At 69.1% G+C, this 16,361-nt stretch carries 12 protein-coding genes; 4 read left to right on the top strand and 8 right to left on the bottom strand.

Annotated elements, in window-relative coordinates:
• Nucleotides 1–26 precede the first annotated feature (26 nt).
• Entirely contained in the window at nt 27–1,472 is a 1,446-nt protein-coding gene (gene argG / locus IG04_RS0108560; RefSeq protein ID WP_030476014.1) for an argininosuccinate synthase, read from the top strand.
• A 43-nt stretch (nt 1,473–1,515) separates the two neighbouring features.
• Here the strand turns inward: argG and IG04_RS0108555 are convergent, their stop codons facing one another.
• Entirely contained in the window at nt 1,516–1,959 is a 444-nt protein-coding gene (locus tag IG04_RS0108555; RefSeq protein ID WP_030476013.1) for a hypothetical protein, read from the bottom strand.
• Nucleotides 1,960–2,020: 61 nt separating this feature from the next.
• Nucleotides 2,021–2,872, bottom strand: a complete 852-nt coding sequence (locus IG04_RS0108550; RefSeq protein ID WP_030476012.1) for a LysR family transcriptional regulator — start codon at nt 2,870–2,872, stop codon at nt 2,021–2,023.
• Between the two features lie 69 nt (nt 2,873–2,941).
• Between IG04_RS0108550 and IG04_RS0108545 the strand changes: the two genes are divergently transcribed.
• The 3 genes from IG04_RS0108545 to IG04_RS0108535 all read left to right on the top strand — a co-directional run bounded on the left by IG04_RS0108545 (nt 2,942) and on the right by IG04_RS0108535 (nt 6,907).
• Nucleotides 2,942–3,802 (top strand): EamA family transporter, encoded by an 861-nt coding sequence (locus IG04_RS0108545; protein WP_051769275.1) that lies wholly within the window; start codon nt 2,942–2,944, stop codon nt 3,800–3,802.
• Between the two features lie 25 nt (nt 3,803–3,827).
• The gene (locus tag IG04_RS0108540) at nt 3,828–5,828 is read left to right on the top strand and encodes a neutral/alkaline ceramidase (RefSeq protein WP_030476010.1); all 2,001 of its coding nucleotides are present in this window, start codon (nt 3,828–3,830) and stop codon (nt 5,826–5,828) included.
• Between the two features lie 143 nt (nt 5,829–5,971).
• Complete coding sequence (locus IG04_RS0108535) at nt 5,972–6,907, top strand: alpha/beta hydrolase (RefSeq protein ID WP_030476009.1); 936 nt, start codon at nt 5,972–5,974, stop codon at nt 6,905–6,907.
• A gap of 61 nt (nt 6,908–6,968) precedes the next feature.
• On the opposite strand, the gene IG04_RS0108530 is transcribed toward IG04_RS0108535, so the two are convergent.
• From IG04_RS0108530 to IG04_RS0108505, 6 genes are all read right to left on the bottom strand, one after another.
• Entirely contained in the window at nt 6,969–7,160 is a 192-nt protein-coding gene (locus tag IG04_RS0108530; RefSeq protein ID WP_144065148.1) for a hypothetical protein, read from the bottom strand.
• A 71-nt stretch (nt 7,161–7,231) separates the two neighbouring features.
• Complete coding sequence (locus IG04_RS0108525) at nt 7,232–7,714, bottom strand: hypothetical protein (RefSeq protein WP_030476007.1); 483 nt, start codon at nt 7,712–7,714, stop codon at nt 7,232–7,234.
• A 52-nt stretch (nt 7,715–7,766) separates the two neighbouring features.
• On the bottom strand, nt 7,767–8,168 hold the full coding sequence (locus IG04_RS0108520) for a hypothetical protein (RefSeq protein ID WP_030476006.1): 402 nt from the start codon (nt 8,166–8,168) through the stop codon (nt 7,767–7,769).
• Nucleotides 8,169–8,174: 6 nt separating this feature from the next.
• Nucleotides 8,175–9,026 (bottom strand): universal stress protein, encoded by an 852-nt coding sequence (locus IG04_RS0108515; protein WP_030476005.1) that lies wholly within the window; start codon nt 9,024–9,026, stop codon nt 8,175–8,177.
• A gap of 68 nt (nt 9,027–9,094) precedes the next feature.
• Nucleotides 9,095–12,397 (bottom strand): CARDB domain-containing protein, encoded by a 3,303-nt coding sequence (locus IG04_RS0108510; RefSeq protein WP_245815864.1) that lies wholly within the window; start codon nt 12,395–12,397, stop codon nt 9,095–9,097.
• 53 nt (nt 12,398–12,450) lie between these two features.
• Nucleotides 12,451–16,257 (bottom strand): galactose-binding domain-containing protein, encoded by a 3,807-nt coding sequence (locus tag IG04_RS0108505; RefSeq protein ID WP_051769270.1) that lies wholly within the window; start codon nt 16,255–16,257, stop codon nt 12,451–12,453.
• Between the last annotated feature and the right edge of the window lie 104 nt (nt 16,258–16,361).

The raw sequence follows: 16,361 nt of genomic DNA, 5'->3' as shown, positions 1-16,361 counted from the left end.
ATACATCGTCGTGCATAATTCTCAACGTGTCCAAGGTGCTCACTTCACTTCCCGCCGGCGAACGCGTCGGCATCGCCTTCTCAGGTGGTCTCGACACCTCCGTCGCGGTCGCGTGGATGCGTGAGAAGGGCGCAGTGCCCTGCACGTACACCGCGGACATCGGCCAGTACGACGAGCCCGAGATCGAGACCGTCCCCGGTCGCGCGGGCACGTACGGTGCCGAGATCGCGCGTCTCGTCGACTGCCGTTCCGCGCTCGTCGAGGAAGGCCTCGCGGCGCTGGCCTGCGGCGCGTTCCACATCCGGTCCGGTGGCCGCGCCTACTTCAACACGACGCCGCTCGGGCGGGCCGTCACGGGCACCATGCTCGTGCGCGCCATGCTCGACGACGACGTGCAGATCTGGGGCGACGGCTCCACCTACAAGGGCAACGACATCGAGCGGTTCTACCGCTATGGCCTGCTCGCGAACCCGTCGCTGCGGATCTACAAGCCGTGGCTCGACGCCGCGTTCGTGACGGAGCTCGGCGGCCGCAAGGAGATGTCCGAGTGGCTGCTGGAGCGTGACCTGCCCTACCGCTCGTCCGTCGAGAAGGCGTACTCGACCGACGCGAACATCTGGGGCGCGACGCACGAGGCCAAGTCGCTCGAGCTGCTCAACGAGGGCATCGAGATCGTCGAGCCGATCATGGGCGTCAAGTTCTGGGACCCGTCGGTCGAGATCGCGACCGAGGACGTCACCATCGGCTTCGACCAGGGCCGCCCGGTCACGATCAACGGCAAGGAGTTCGGCGACGCCGTCGACCTCGTGCTGGAGGCGAACGCCATCGGCGGCCGCCACGGTCTCGGCATGTCCGACCAGATCGAGAACCGCATCATCGAGGCCAAGAGCCGCGGCATCTACGAGGCGCCCGGCATGGCGTTGCTCTTCATCGCCTACGACCGCCTCGTGAACGCGATCCACAACGAGGACACCGTCGCGGCCTACCACAACGAGGGCCGCAAGCTCGGCCGGCTGCTGTACGAGGGCCGCTGGCTCGACCCGCAGTCGCTGATGCTGCGCGAGTCGCTGCAGCGCTGGGTCGGCGCCGCGGTCACCGGCGAGGTCACGCTGCGGCTGCGCAGGGGCGACGACTACTCGATCCTCGACACGTCCGGCCCGGCGTTCAGCTACCACCCGGACAAGCTGTCGATGGAGCGCACCGAGGACTCGGCGTTCGGCCCGGTCGACCGCATCGGCCAGCTGACCATGCGCAACCTCGACATCGCGGACTCGCGCGCCAAGCTGGAGCTCTTCGCGAGTCTCGGCATGGTCGGCACCCGCCAGTCGGCGCTCATCTCGGCCCTGCCGGAGCCGACCCAGCTGATCGGCGAGGTGCCGGACGGCGGCGCGGAGGCCATCGCCTCACGCGGTGAGGTCTCGGCGGCCGACGAGCTGCTCGACGCGGCGGCCATGGAGTTCGGCACGGACTGACGTCGCGGGGTGGGCGGGATCGACCTGCCCACCCCCGCCGGCGTCAGGTCTGCGGCCACATCGAGTAGATGACGTTCTCCCCGTCGGCGCACACGACCTGGGGCATGATGCCCTCGGCGACCTGGTTGCACGACAGGGGCCCGATGTCGATCGGTGGCAGGCCCGTCTTCGGCTCCGCGCGCTGCGCGTAGTAGTCGAACAGCACCGCCCCGGCCTGATCGCAGTTCAGCCGACCCTGCGGGGTCTCCACGACGACAGCCAGCATCTGCTTGCCGAGCGCGCCGGTGAAGGGCTGCTCGCAGTACTGCGAGGGCATGCCCTCGTACCGCTCCGGAGGCACCCCGTCGAGGGCGGCCGCCGTCGTGGTCGTGGTCGTCTCCGGGGTGGTCGTCTCCGGCAGGCCGGTCGCCGAACCGGACCCGGTGACCTCCGGGGTGCAGCCCGCGGCGAGGAGGGCGAGGAGCACAGGTGCGATCAAGAACCTCATGCCTGCGGGTCGGCGCCGGGCTCGTTGTCGTTACTCGTTTCCCTGGTCTGGCAGCGATTCCTCACACCGCGCGGTAGGCGTCGCACCCCAGCGTGATCAGGTCGGTGAGGTGCCGTGGCGGCTGGTCCTTCCACCACGCCAGCCACACCGCGATCGGCGGCGCGTCCACCACGGCACGGTAGGCCACGCCGGGACGCGGGTTCAGGCTCGCGGTCGCCTCCGCCGTCATGCCGACGGCCTGCCCGGCGGCGATCAGCGTCAGCCACTCGTCGACGCTGTGGGTGTTGCGCACGACGGCGGGGGCCTTGCCGGGCTGCCACAGGTCCAGGGTGGTCGTCCCGGTCCGGTCGTCCACCGCCAGCGAGTAGCGGGCGAGGTCGGCGAGCTTCAGCGAACGCTTGCGCGCCAACGGGTTGTCCGTCGCGACCACGCCGTAGCGCCGCTCGGTGCCGAGCAACGCCGTCTCGAACCGCGTGTCGTCGAGTGCCCTGCGCACGACCGCGACGTCGGCCATGCCCTCGGCGAGCCCGGCGGTCAGCGAGTTCGACTGCACGAACACCAGCGGCAACCCCGGATGCTCGGCGGCCCAGGCCTTCTGGACGCGCCGGGTGTGCTTGCCGAGCGCCGCCCAGGCGTAGCCGATCCGCAGCTCGGTCAGCGACTGCGACGCGATCCGGTGCAGGTGGGCGACCTCGTCCAGCACGCGCCGGGCACCGTCGAGCACCTGGGTGCCCACGGCGGTGAGCGCGACGTGCCGGGTGGAACGTTGCAACAGCCGCACGCCGAGCGCGGCCTCCAGTGCGGCGACCGAACGGGACACCGACGCCTGGGTCAGGTCGAGTTCCTTTGCCGCGTCGGTGAACGTGCCCGCGTCGACGACCGCCACGAACGCCCGCAGGTGCCGCAGATCCATGCGCCCAGCGTATAGGTGACGCGGCCGATGCATTTCCCGTATCAAAGCCCGGACCGCAGGCTGGGCGGTATGAAGAGCCTCGGTGGATTCGCCACGATGACCGCGAGCGCGGCCAGCAACCAGATCGGCGCCGCCGTGGGCGCCCACGCGTTCGCCGCCATCGGCCCGGCGGGTGTCGTGGCGGTGCGCCAGTTCGTGGCCGCCGCGGTGCTGCTCCCGATGGCCCGGCCGAACCTGCGAAGATTCACCTGGGCGCAGTGGTGGCCGACGCTCGCGCTCGGGCTCGTGTTCGCCACGATGAACCTCAGCCTCTACATGGCGATCGACCGCATCGGCCTCGGCCTCGCCGTCACGCTGGAGGTGCTCGGGCCGCTCGGCATCGCGCTCGCCGGCTCACGAACCCGCCGGGACTTCCTGTTCGTGCTGATCGCGGCGGCCGGCGTGTACGTGCTGGTGCTGCCGGGCCCCAGCAGCGACTACGTCGGCGTCGGGCTCGGCCTGCTCGCCGCGGGCTGCTGGGCCGCGTACATCCTGCTCAACCGCCTGGTCGGCGCCCGGCTGCCCGGTCTGCAGGCGCCCGCCGTCGCGACCGCGATGTCGGCGATGCTCTACGTCCCGGTCGCGGTGCTGCTGGTGCTGCACGGGAAGCTGACCGGGATGTCGATCCTGTACGCGGTCGGCGCGGGCGTGTTCTGCAGCGTCGTGCCCTACGCCGTCGACGTGATCGCGCTGCGGAAGGTGCCCGCGCGCCTGTTCGGGCTTGCGATGAGCGTGCACCCGGTGCTGGCGGCACTGGCGGGGCTCGTGGTGCTAGGGGAGACGCTCGCACTCCACCATTGGGCTGGAATCCTGCTCGTCGTCACGGCCAACGCACTCGCGGTGACTTGCTCGAAGTGGTCTGGATCACCTACCGTCAACCCTGAAATGTGAATCCCATTCACTTAGCGGGGTGCTCATGCGGACGAAAGTCTTGACGGTGGTCGCCGCACTGGTCGGTGCGGCGCTGGTCAGCGGCCCGTTCGCGTGGGCGGAACCGGAGCCTTACCTGGTGGGCCGGGGCATCTCCGACGTCACCGGCCCGGCCGCCGAGAACGGCATGATGGGCTATTCCAAGTTCGACCAGAAGACGACGGGCATCCAGCAACGGCTGCGGTCGCGGGCCTACGTCGTGGTCGACCGCGCCACGAACAAGCGCGTCGCGTACGTCAACGCCGACCTCGCGATGATCTTCCGCGCGGTCCAGGAGGGCGTGCTCACCAAGCTGCAGGCCAAGTACGGCAGCACCTACACCCGCGAGAACCTGCTGCTCTCCGCCACGCACACGCACAGCGGCCCCGGCGGCCAGTCGCACAACCTCGCCTACAACCTGTCGATCCTCGGCATGCAGCCGCAGGCGCTGGCCGCCGTGGTCGACGGCATCACCGAGTCGGTCGTCGAGGCGCACGACGACGTGCGGCCCGGCTCGATCAGCCTCGGCATCGGCGAGCTCACGAACGCGTCGGTCAACCGCTCGCGCGTTGCGTTCGACCGCAACCCCGACAAGGGCGCCTTCCCGGCCGGCATCGACCCGCAGATGACGGTGCTGAAGTTCAGGCAGGGCACCGAGAACGTCGGCGCGATCAGCTGGTTCGCCACGCACAACACGTCGATCACCAACGCCAACACGCTGATCAGCCCGGACAACAAGGGTTACGCGGCGTACCAGTGGGAGCACGACGACGAAGGCGTGCGGTACCTCGACAACACCGCGGACTTCGTGGCGGCGTTCCCGAACACCAACGCGGGCGACATGTCGCCCAACCTCAACCTGAAGCCCGGCTCCGGCCCCACCGAGAACGAGTGGGAGAACGCCCGCGTCATCGGCGAGCGCCAGAACCGCAAGGCGCAGGAGGTCTACCGCGGCCCGCAGTCCGCGATGTCGGGCGGTGTCGACTCGCGCATGCGGTTCGTGGACATGTCGGCCGTGCGGGTCGAGGGCCGCTACACCGACACCGGTCAGCCCGGCACGACGTGTTCGGGAGTCGTCGGCGCGTCCACGATGGCGGGCAGCATCGAGGACGGCCCGGCGATCCCCGGCTTCTCCGAGGGCATGCAGTCGCCGTGGAAGAAGCTCTTCGAGCCGTTGCAGATGGAGGTTCCGCAGTGGCTGCGGGACTGCCAGTTCCCCAAGGCCTCTCTGGTGCCGACGGGTCTGATCGGCGCGACGCCCAACATCGTGCCGCTGCAGATCGTCCGCATCGGACAGCTGCACCTCGTCGCGGTGCCCGGTGAGGTCACGATCACCGCGGGCCTGCGCATCCGCAAGACGGTGGCAGCCGAGGCCGGTGTGCCGCTGCGGAACGTGCTGATCCAGGGCTACGCCAACGACTACAGCCAGTACGTCACCACGCCGGAGGAGTACGACTCGCAGCAGTACGAGGGCGGCTCCACCCTGTTCGGCCGCAACACGACCCCGGCCTACCAGCAGGAGTTCGGCAAGCTCGCCGCGTCGATGAAGGCGGGAACCTCCCTGCCTGCCGGTCCGAACCCCGGCAAGCCGCCGTTCACCGACATCAACCTGCAGACCGGTGTCGTGCTCGACGACAAGCCCGCCGACAAGAAGTACGGCGACGTCCTGACCGCGCCCAAGGCCTCCTACGGGCGCGGCGAGACCGTCACGTCCGTGTTCGTCACCGGCCACCCGAAGAACAACCTGCACCGCAACCACACCTTCCTGGAGGTGCAGCGGCAGGTGAACGGCCAGTGGACGCGCGTCGCCGACGACGGTGACTGGTCGACGCGCTACAAGTGGGAACGGGTCGGCATCGCCTTCTCCAACGCCACGATCACCTGGCAGATCCCGGCGGACACCCCCGCCGGCACCTACCGGATCGTGCACCACGGCGACGAGAAGAGCGGCTGGACCGGCAAGATCACCGGCTTCACCGGCGCCACGGCGGGCTTCACCGTCAGCTAGTACGGCGCGTTCGGCGACGGCCCCTGCCCCGTTCGGGCAGGGGCCGTCGTTATTTCCGCCTCCGATGAGGCCGTGATTACATTGTGCACGATTTAATCGCGCACTAGCTTTATGGCATCACCCCGGAACGCCAGGAGGAAGCCATGAAGCGCCCCGTCCTCGAACCCGCCGCCGCCGAGTTCGCCGCCGCCACCGCCACGCCGCCGTTCCTGTTCGAGATCGCCCCCGAGGAGGGCCGCAAGGCCGTCGACGAGGTGCAGTCGGGCGCGGTGGACAAGCCCGGGATCGACGAGCAGTGGGTCGAGCTGGACGGCTTCAAGGTTCGCGTGGTCAAGCCGGCAGGGGTCACCGGTGACCTTCCGGTCATCCTCTACATCCACGGTGCCGGCTGGGTCTTCGGCAACGCCCACACCCACGACCGCCTGGTCCGCGAGCTCGCCGTCGGTGCCGGTGCCGCCGTCGTCTTCCCCGACTACTCGCTCTCGCCCGAAGCCCGCTACCCGGTCGCGATCAACCAGAACTACGCCACCGCGCGGTGGATCCAGAGCGACGGCGCCTCGTACGGCCTCGACGTGACCCGCGTCGCGGTCGCCGGTGACTCGGTCGGCGGCAACATGGCCGCCGCGCTGACGTTGCAGGCCAAGGAACGCGGCGACATCGCGCTGAAGGCCCAGGTGCTCTTCTACCCGGTGACCGACGCGTCCTTCGACACCGACTCCTACCTGCAGTTCGCCGAGGGCTACTTCCTGCGCCGCGACGGCATGCAGTGGTTCTGGGACCAGTACACGACGAACCCGGTCGAGCGTGCCGAGATCACCGCGTCCCCGTTGCGCGCCACCAGGGACCAGCTCGCCGGCCTGCCGCAGGCACTCGTGATCACCGCGGAGGCCGACGTGCTGCGCGACGAGGGCGAGGCCTACGCCGACAAGCTGCGCGAGGCCGGCGTGCCCGTCACCGCCGTCCGGTACGCGGGTGCGATCCACGACTTCGTGATGCTGAACGCGTTGCGCGGCACGCATGCCGCCGAGGCCGCGATCAACCAGGCCGTGGCGTTCCTCCGCGAGGCGCTCAAGAAGTAGGCACCGTTTCCCGGCCCCGTTTCCCGGCCCCGTTCCCCGAGTGGAGCGGGGCCGAACGGTGTCAGGAGAACCACGGCAGGACCACGAGCACCACCAGCACCGCCATCGCCGCGACGAGCAGCACCAGCCCGGTCAGCACGAGCGCGACCCTAGGCCACCGCGCACCGGCCCGGACGTCTTCGCGGGGCGCACTGCCCACCGGGGCGGGGAACTGGCCGGTCGGCTCGGCACTGGGGGCGTTGTGATTGATCATGCTTCGGCCCACCACCGGCCACGCCGGACCGATCTCGGCGGAACCATCGGTCTCATCGGGTTTCCCGGCCATCACGGCCACCCCTTCATCTGGGCGAGCTGCACACACCACGCCGACACCTCGACGAGCAGGAGCACGAGGCCGGCCACGAAGCACCACTGCAGCTTGCGGAGCTTCTTCTCGTTGGCGTCGAGCCACTGTTCGAAGTCGGCCGCGAGATGACGTCGCATCGAGTCGAGGTCGTGCCCGAGGTCGACCGCACCCAGCAGCCGCGACGCGCTGGACAGGAACGTCCACCGCCAGATCGGTGCGCAGATGACCAGGGCCAGCGCGAGAACGCCGGTCATCGCCGCGATCGCGACGACCGTGGCCGCTCCCCAGCGCGGACTCTGCAACGCGGTGCCGACGAACGAGGAGCTGACGAGAGCCGCGCCCGCGGTCAGCAGCGTGACCCGCGAGCGGAGGTTGTCGAGCGCGCCCTGCTGGTAGCTCAGCGCCCGCAGGGACTCCGAGAACACCAGTTCGAGCCGTCTGTCCGGCTCTCCGCTCTCCATTGGCCCATCATCCGCTGACCGGCGCAGCGCAGCGTGACCCGAACGGGTGGAGTCAGCCGCGCCGGGTGCTCGTGACGTGGAACGGCGTGCCCTGCTGGCACGTGGTCATCCCACCGGGATCAGCCCGCCCGGTCACCTCCACCGAGGCACCGGCCACCGCGATCGCGGGGTCGGCGCCGAGCAGCAGGTACTGCTCACCGCCGGAGTTCAGGATCATGCAGCCGGACTCGACGCCGGCCGACACCGTGCCCCGCACCGTGGTCATCCCGGGCTCCAACGCCCGCGAAGGCGTGGTGGTCGTCGGCAGCGGAGTCGACGATGGCGGCAGCGGCGCCGGAATGCTCGGCGTGGACGTGTCGGTGGTGGGAGTGCTCGATGCAGGCGCCTGTGGCGGCGGCACCTGGCCGCACGAAGCCAGCACCAGGCACAGCAGCACGGCAGCTAACCCGCGCATGTCACGTCACCTCCCATGAACCACGGCGACCGGGCACGGCGCGTGGTGGAGCACAGCGTGGCTCACCGAACCCAGAATTGCACGCCTCACCGCGCCACGGCCGTGACTGCCGACGGCGATCAGGGCCGCGCCATCAGCCGCCTGGAGCAACGCGCGGGCGGGAGCGTCGAACGCGACCTCCTGTGCCACATGCACATCCGGCCACCGCGCGGCGTGGGGCGCCAGCTGTTCGTCCAGCGACTTGGCCAGGTCGACGCGGACGTGGTCGAAGTCCTGCTCGGGGAGTTCGGCCCAGCCGACGTCGTTCCACGCGTAGATGGCGAGCAGCTCACGGCCGTGGCGGGCGGCGTGCTCGAAGGCGAACGCGATCGCGTCCGTGGAGGTCTCGGAGCCGTCGACGCCGACGACCACGCGGCCGTCGACAGGGCCGGAACGGGTCACGATCACAGGACGCCCGCCGGTCGACACGAGCTCGATGGCGGTGGAGCCCAGGAACATCTCCGCGATGCCCGTGCGACCGGAGGAGCCGAGCACGAGCAGGTCGCCGGGTTCGGCGGCGAGAACGTCGACCGGGCGGCCGATGCGCACGTGCGTGGCGACCTCGAGCTCCGGCCAGCCTTGCCTGATCTCGGCCGCCAGCTCGTTGAGATGGTCCTCGGCGGCCTTGGACATCGTCTCCTCGGTGACGAACTCCGGCACCGGGATGGACATCGGCGTGAAGACGGGCTCGGGCAGGGGAGCGCGTACGGCGTGGACGACCTGCAAGGCCGCGCCACGACGGGACGCCTCCTCTGCACCGAAGTGCACCGCGCGCCGGGCCAGGCCGGAACCGTCGAACCCCACCACGATCGTGGACATGAAGAACCACCTCCGACCGGTGCATACCCGATCGGAGGTGGTTCTAAATGTGATCTACGGCCGACTCCTTAATTGATGGCGAACTGCGAACCCGGTTCGATGGTGATGTCGCCGTCCCGCGAGTTGGTGATCGTGACGTTCGTCAGCCGCGCCGAACCGCGGGCCTGGGCCATCGCGAGGATGCCGGAGCCGTTGTTCGACCTGTCGATGCGGACGTTGGTGATCTGCACGTCCGGCATCCCGCTGCCGCCACCCTTGAACTGGATTCCGTCGTAGGTGGAGTCCAGGATCTCGGTGTCGCGGATGACGACGCCGGGGATCGGCAGGTTCTGCGAGAACAGCGTGATGGCGCCGAACTCCTGCGCCTCACCCCAGAACGCGCCGCCCGTGCGGTGCAGGGCGTTGTTGGCGAGCGTCGTCGTCCCGCCGAACGGCAGCGGGTCGTGGTCGGTCGCCAGCATGATGCCCGGGTAGTTGGCGGTGTCGGAGATGATGTTGTTCTCCGCGCGGTTGTTCGAACCGCCGTAGATCGCGATTCCGTTGGCACGCCACGGCAACGCGATCGTGTTGTTGAGGAAAGCGTTGCCGCTGCCGACATCCACGTTCTGGTCCTTCACGTACTTCGACGCCCACACCGCCAGCGCGTCGTCGCCCGTGGTGCGGAACGACGAGTTGAACACCGTGGAGTTGCGCGTGCCGTTGGTGAAGTTGATGCCGTCGGCGTAGGTGTCGCGGATGCGCATGCCGCTGAACTGCAGGCCGTCACCGGGGTTCCAGAGCTCGGGCAGGTTGCTGTAGTCGCGGCCCACCCAGACACCGACGTTGGCGTGCTCGATCCACACGTTGGTGATCTTGGTGTTCTTGCCGAACCGGCCGTTGAGACCGACGCCGCCCTCCGCGTTGCCGTCACCGCCGCGGATCCGGCCGGAGCCGAAGATCGCGATGTCGGAGATCTGCGTGTTGTCGTCGATGTCGAACCCGAAGTTGCCCTCGTGCGGGTGGTTGATCGTGCCCGCGTCCTGCGGCTGGATCAGCGAGAACAGCTGCGAGTGCCACATGCCCGCACCGCGGATGGTGGCGTTGCGGATGCCGACCTGGTTGTGGCCGCCGCTGCCGGACTGGGTCAGGATCTTCTTCTCCTGGCGGAACCTGCCCTCCGGGATCCAGACGCACGGGATCTGGCCGGTCTGGTCGGCCGTGACCGCGCGCTGGATCGCGTCGGCGTCGTCGGTCTGGTCGTTCGGCGTGGCACCGTACTGCGTGATCGAGACGCAGTCCGCGGGCTTCTGCCCGGCCGGCGCGACCTGCTCCAGGTCGATCAGGTCGATGACGTAGAACTGCGCGTTGTCACCGGAATCGCGCTGCAGCTTGAACTTCGTGCCCGCCGGGTAGCTGCTCGCCAGCAGTTGGGAGGTCTCGTCGAACAGCCTGCGGGCGTCGCCACCCGGACGGTTCGTGAGGCCTTCGGGGTCGTCGGTCGTGCCGTAGAGCCAGCTGTGGCGCGACGACAGGGTGAGCTTCTGCACGAACTGGTCGTTCGCGTACAGGCTGATCGTCGCCTCCTGGCCACCGCCCGCGGCGGCGTCCGGGATCGAGTTGCGCACGACGATCGAGTTGGTGCTGACCGTCGAGGTGACCTCCACGAACTGGCCCTGCGCGTCGAGGCGCACCGACTTGCGGCCCGAGGACTCGGACCCGAAGTTGGTGTGCCCGAACGTGCGCTCCGCGTCGGCCTGCAGCAGCGTGCCCTGGTAACGGCCCGCTTCCGCCTCGTAGCTCGTGAACGGCACGGACGCGCCGCGTCCGACCACAATGGACTGGGTCGCGGTGTTGTTGTTCTCGTTGGTCTCCGCGACCTGGCCGGTCGCGTCCGCCGTCGCGGTGGCCGTGGCGCCGCCGTTGGTGGCGGTCCAGGTGCCGACGTTGACGGTGACGGTCTGACCGGCGTTGATCGCTCCGGTGTTGGCCGTCAAGGTGCTGCCGCCGACGGCGACCCGCGTCACCGACGCGCCCGCCGCGGAGGTGCCGCGGTTGTTGACCTGCACCGCGAACGTCACCTGCTGGCCCGCCGCCGGGGACGACGGGTTCGGCGTGACACCGGTGATCTGCAGGTCCGGTCCCGGTGCCTGGTCGACGACCAGGGGAGAGCCGGAGGTGAAGGTGTTGTTGCCCTCGTTGGACTCCGCGACCTGGCCGGCCGGGTCCACGGTGGCCGCGGCCGCGTAGGACCCGGCACCTCGCCGACCGGCGTCCACGGTGACGGCCGCCGTGGCTCCCGCAGCGAGCGCGCCGACCTGGGCGGTGCCGGCGGCGGTGCCGCCGAGCGTGACGTTCAGCGTCGTCGCGCCGGACGCCACGGTGCCGCCGTTGCGCACGGTGGCGGTGAGCCTGATCGCGTCGGCCTCGCTCGGGCTCGCCGGGGTCCACGTCAGGTTCGTGACGGTCAGGTCGGGCGCCGGCGCGGAGGCACCGAACACCTGGAACTCGGCGACCTGGCCGCCGGGCGCGCCGGTGTTCGAGTAGAAGTGCAGCCGCACGTCCGACGCGCGGCCGGACACCGGGATGGTCACGCTGTTGCCGGTGGCCGGGTCGAACCGGTAGTCGGCGCGTGCCTTCAGGGTGCCGAACGCCGACGCGCTCGCCTCACGGCCGAGCACCTCGAAGTTCTGCGTGCGGGCACCCCACGCGCCGTCGGGGTTGAGCTTGACGACGACCGACGTGACGTCCGCGTTCGAGCCCAGCTTCGCGGTCAGGTGACCGGGGAGGCCGCTGGACTCCCAGTACGTGCCGGTGTTGCCATCGACCGCGTTGCCCGGCACGTAGTTGTGCACGTGCCCGGACTCCTCGACCGGCTTGCCTGCCGCGAGGTTGTCCCCAGGGGGCGGCGGGTCGACCGGTCCGGACTCGCCGTGCACCTCGAACTCGCTGAGCTGACCGGCGGCCCAGCCGGTGTTCGCGGTGATCGTGACGCGCACGTACCTGGTGCTGGTGGCGGTGAAGTCCAGCGTCACCGTGTTGCCGGAGCCGGGCGAGAACACCCGCCCGCCGGAGCCGACGAGGTCGCTGAACTGCGATCCGTTGAAACTCCCTTGCACAGCAAGCTTTTGCGTGCGCTGCTCCCAGTTCGAGGGCAGGCGCAGCACGACCTTGCTGACGCTCTTCTCGGCGCCCAGGTCGGCCTGGATCCACTGCGGGAAAACACCGTTCGTGCTCTCCCAGTAGCTGCCCTGGTTGCCGTCACCGGCGTTCCCGGCGCCGAACGAGCCGTTGGTGCTGGACGCGGTCAGGTTCGCGGACAGCCTGACGACCGCTGCTCCTGCCGTGGGTGTCAATCCGAACAGTGCGAGGGCGCTGACCAAGGCAGCACTCACCGCACGCCTCACTAGCGTGTTTTTCATTGAATTGTCCTTCGCGGCAGGGGAAATCAGTTGATATTGATCTTGAAGGTGGACGTCGTGTTCCTGATGTCCTGGAAGTTGTCGCTGAACCTGAGGCCGTTGAACGTGACCTCACCGACGGCCGGGCCCTGACCCTGCTCCGGCATCTCGTTGGCCCACAGGCCGAAGCCGGACTTGGCGTCGAAGGCGTCACCGCTCTTGCGCGCACCCGAGATGCTCACGTTGGACAGCACCGTGTCCTGGAAGACGTTCTCGGCCGCACCGTTGTACTTGGTCTGGAACATGATTCCGCTGTACGTCGGATCGATGATCTCGACGTCGCTCACCCGGATCCCCGTGTACTTCTTGGAAGCGGAGAACATCCAGATCGCGCCGAACGTCTGCGCGCCCCAGAAGTGACCGCCGGACCGCACGAGCGTGAGCCCGCTGAACGTCGTCGGCTCGGGCCCGAAGTCCTCCATCGGGTAACCGAAGTCGAGCGAGCTGATCGTCACGGCGGAGTAGGTGAGCGTGTCCGCCACGTAGATGTTGCGGAACGTGTTGAGCTTGCCGCCGTAGACCGCGAGACCGGCCGCACGCCACGGCGTCAGCACCGACAGGTTCTCGAAGACGTTGTTCTGCTGGCCGCTGCCACCGCCGTCGGTGGCGGCGAACAGCGCGAACGCGTCGTCACCGGTCGACCGGGCCTCGATGTTCGCGATCCGGTTGCCCGCCGACCCGTTGGTCAGGTTGAGGCCGTCCGCGTACATGTCGCGGATGCGGCTGTCCCTGATGACGTTGTTGTCGACGTTGTTGCCCCAGAACAGGCACATCATGTGCTCGACCCAGATGTTCTCGATGGTCATGTTCTGGACGCCGGCGAAGTCGAACACCTTGCCCGGCCCGTCGATGCGCGCGGTGTAGTTGCCGAACACCGCGAACCCGCTGAACGTCGAGCCGCTCGCGGACGACTGCGCGCTGAAGCCGATGTCGGTGTTCTCCTGCGCGAGCGGGGCCTGGAACCGGGTGAACCAGGGACCCGCGCCGACCACCCGGACGGCCTTGCCGTAGACGTTGAACTTCTGCGCCGTCTGGTAGGTGCCCGCGGGCAGGTAGACGCCGACGAACGTGCCGGTCGTGTCCATCCGGACGCGGTCGAGCGCGTTCTGCACGTCCTGGTGGGTGAACCCGGCGGGCACGGCATAGCGTGCGGCGTCAGGATTTCCGGCAGCCGTCACCTGTTCGAAGTTCACGAAGTCGATCGCGTAGTTCGTGGTGTTGGCCGCGTCCTTCTGCAGCTTGATCTTTGTGCCCGCCGGGAACGTCGAGTCGAGCATCACGTTCGCCTCGTCGTAGATGTGGCGCGGCCCGCCCGCTCCCGGGGAGTTGCCCGGTCCGGCTTCGTTGCCGTAGAGCCACATGTACTTCGACGTCAGGTCGATGGCCTTGTGGAACTGGCCGTTGACGTAGACGTTGAGGTTCGAGGTGATGCCGCCGCCACCGGAGCTGTCCGGGATGGAGAACCGGGTGACGAGGGTGTTGGTGGGACCGGACGTCGTGAACTCGACCGACTGGCCGGTGCCGTTCAGCGTGACGGCACGGCGGCCGGACGCCTCACCGGCGAGGTCGCCGATCGTCCTGTTGGGACTGAGGACCTGCGCGCCACCGCCGACGGCGGCGTCCTCGGCCTCGACGTGCTGCCACGGAACGCTGGCGCCGCGGCCGATGAACAGCGACTGCTCGCTGGTGTTGTTGCCCTGCTTGGCAGGGATCTCGTTGCCGTCGTTGGCGATCGCCGTGCGGACGGTGTAGCGGCCGTCGGCGGCGGGCCACGTGCCGAGGTTGACCGCGGCGGTCGTCGCGCCCGCGTTGATCGTGCCGTTGTGGCTGCCGGTCAGCGTGCGGACGGCCTGGCCGCTGCTGTTCAGGATCGTGACCGTGATGCCGTGGGCGCCTGCCGCGCTGGCGATGGTGCCCTGGTTCTTGATCGCGACGCTGAACGTGGTGGCCTGACCGTTGGCCGGGTTGCTCGGCGACCAGGACGGCACGGCCACCAGGTCGGAGCTCGGGACCGGCGTCACGACCAGCGGGTCCGGGTGGATGCGGGCGTTGTTGGTCTCGTTCTGCTCCGCGACCTTCTTGGTCTCGTCGACCTTGGCCGTGTACTCGTAGCTGCCCGAGGGACGGGCCGCGATCGTGGTGCTCACGTTCGCCTGCGCACCGGCCGTGAGGGCACCGACCTGGGCCGTGCCGACACTGGTGGTGCCGAGGAAGAACGTCACGTCGGTGGCCGTGCTGGCCGCCGTGCCCGCGTTGCGGACGGTCGCGTTCAGCGTGATCTGGTCGGTCTCGACGGGGCTCGCCGGCGTGATCGACGTCGCGGTGACGGTGAGGTCGGGATTCGGGGCAGGGGTGCCGAACACCTGTACCTCAGCCACCTGGGCGCCGGGCGCTCCGGTGTTGGACGTGACGCGCAGCTGCAGGTCGGCGACCCGTCCGGCCGCGTTGATCGTGACGGCGTTCCCCGATGCCGGGTCGAAGCGGTGGTCGCGGCCCGCGGCGAGGCTCGTGAAGCCGGTGGCGTTCTGCTCGCGGCCGAGGACCTCGACGTTCTGCGTGCGGGCGCCCCAGGCCGAGTCAGGGTTGAGCTTGACCACGACCGAGCTGACGTCCGCGTTCGATCCCAGTTGGACGGTCAGCGTGCCGGGGAACCCGTTGGACTCCCAGTAGGAGGCCACGTTCCCGTCGTTGGCGTTGGCGGCGACGAAGTTGTGCACGTTGTTGTTCGCCGTGACTGGCTTGCCCTGCGCCAGGTTCGTGCCGGTGGCGCCCTCGCGCGTCACGGAGTCGCTGGCGGGGGACTGGTTGCCGGCCGCGTCCTTGGCGATCACGTGGTAGGTGACGCGCAGCCCGTCGGGCTGGCTGTCGGTGTGGGTCGTGCCGGTCACCGTGGTCCGCAGGGTGCCGTTGGCGTAGACGTCGTAGCCGGTGACGCCCGCGTTGTCGGTGCTCGCGTTCCAGGTCAGCCGGATCTGGCCTGCCTGCGGCTGGGTGTAGGCGAGGTTCGCCGGTGCCGAAGGGGCCTGCGTGTCACCCCCGGTGGGGCCCTGCACCTCGAACTCGCTGAGCTGGGCCGCCGGCCAGCCGGTGTTCCCGGTGATCCGCAACCGGACGTACCGCGTGGTGGCCGCGGTGAAGTCGATGGTGACGGTGTTGTTCGCGGAAGGCGCGAACTCGTAGCCCCTCGACGCGACGAGGTCCGTGAAGTTCTGGCCGTCCGTGCTGCTCTGGACCGCGAGGGTCTGGGTGCGGGCACCCCAGCCGCCGGTCGGGAGCTTCAGCACGACCCGGTCGGCTTTGAGCGCGGCACCGAGATCGGCCTGGATCCACTGCGGGAACGCGTTGTTCGCGCTCTCCCAGTACGTGCCCTGGTTGCCGTCTCCGGCGTTGCCCGGCCCGTAGTTCTGGTTGGTGCTGCTCGCGCTGTACGTCGCCTGCAACTGGGCGCTGACGGCTGCTTCGCGGACTTCGAGCTTCGCGGTGGTCATGGTGGCGCGGACGTGCCGGACCACCGTCGGGTCGACCTGGAACGTCACCTTGCCGTTCTTGAAGTCGTGTGGTCGTTCCGCGACCAGCGTCGACCAGCCTCTGCCGTCCAGGCTGGTCTGCACGGCGAAGGTTTCGGTGCTGTTCTTCGGGGCCGTGAGGGTGACCTGGTCGATCCGGGTGTGTCCGGCCAGGTCGAGGCTGACCTGAGCGGCCTGGGCGGCGGGGGCGATGGTCAGGGTCGCCGCCGCGGTGATCAGTGCCGTTAACGGGGCTAGCAGGGAGCGAGCGCGTGTCGTCGGTGACATGGCGTGCTTGGCCCTTCTCGGTGGGGACGCGAGGGGGTGTGGCGCGCCTCACCGTAGAAGTGACTAGCAGATTACCGCAATATCTCGACGTGATTGCGCAAATT

The organism is Lentzea albidocapillata, assembly GCF_000719115.1.
Taxonomy (GTDB): Bacteria; Actinomycetota; Actinomycetes; order Mycobacteriales; family Pseudonocardiaceae; genus Lentzea; species Lentzea albidocapillata.
Note: the sequence above shows the minus strand (reverse complement) of the source record. Positions and strands in the feature narration are given on the sequence as shown.

Bases quoted from the DNA above. Each gene is read 5' to 3' on its own strand.
- IG04_RS0108555 (WP_030476013.1), bottom strand. From the start codon at position 1,959: ATGAGGTTCTTGATCGCACCTGTGCTCCTCGCCCTCCTCGCCGCGGGC.
- IG04_RS0108550 (WP_030476012.1), bottom strand. From the start codon at position 2,872: ATGGATCTGCGGCACCTGCGGGCGTTCGTGGCGGTCGTCGACGCGGGC.
- IG04_RS0108545 (WP_051769275.1), top strand. From the start codon at position 2,942: ATGAAGAGCCTCGGTGGATTCGCCACGATGACCGCGAGCGCGGCCAGC.
- IG04_RS0108540 (WP_030476010.1), top strand. From the start codon at position 3,828: ATGCGGACGAAAGTCTTGACGGTGGTCGCCGCACTGGTCGGTGCGGCG.
- IG04_RS0108535 (WP_030476009.1), top strand. From the start codon at position 5,972: ATGAAGCGCCCCGTCCTCGAACCCGCCGCCGCCGAGTTCGCCGCCGCC.
- IG04_RS0108530 (WP_144065148.1), bottom strand. From the start codon at position 7,160: ATGATCAATCACAACGCCCCCAGTGCCGAGCCGACCGGCCAGTTCCCC.
- IG04_RS0108525 (WP_030476007.1), bottom strand. From the start codon at position 7,714: ATGGAGAGCGGAGAGCCGGACAGACGGCTCGAACTGGTGTTCTCGGAG.
- IG04_RS0108520 (WP_030476006.1), bottom strand. From the start codon at position 8,168: ATGCGCGGGTTAGCTGCCGTGCTGCTGTGCCTGGTGCTGGCTTCGTGC.
- IG04_RS0108515 (WP_030476005.1), bottom strand. From the start codon at position 9,026: ATGTCCACGATCGTGGTGGGGTTCGACGGTTCCGGCCTGGCCCGGCGC.
- IG04_RS0108505 (WP_051769270.1), bottom strand. From the start codon at position 16,257: ATGTCACCGACGACACGCGCTCGCTCCCTGCTAGCCCCGTTAACGGCA.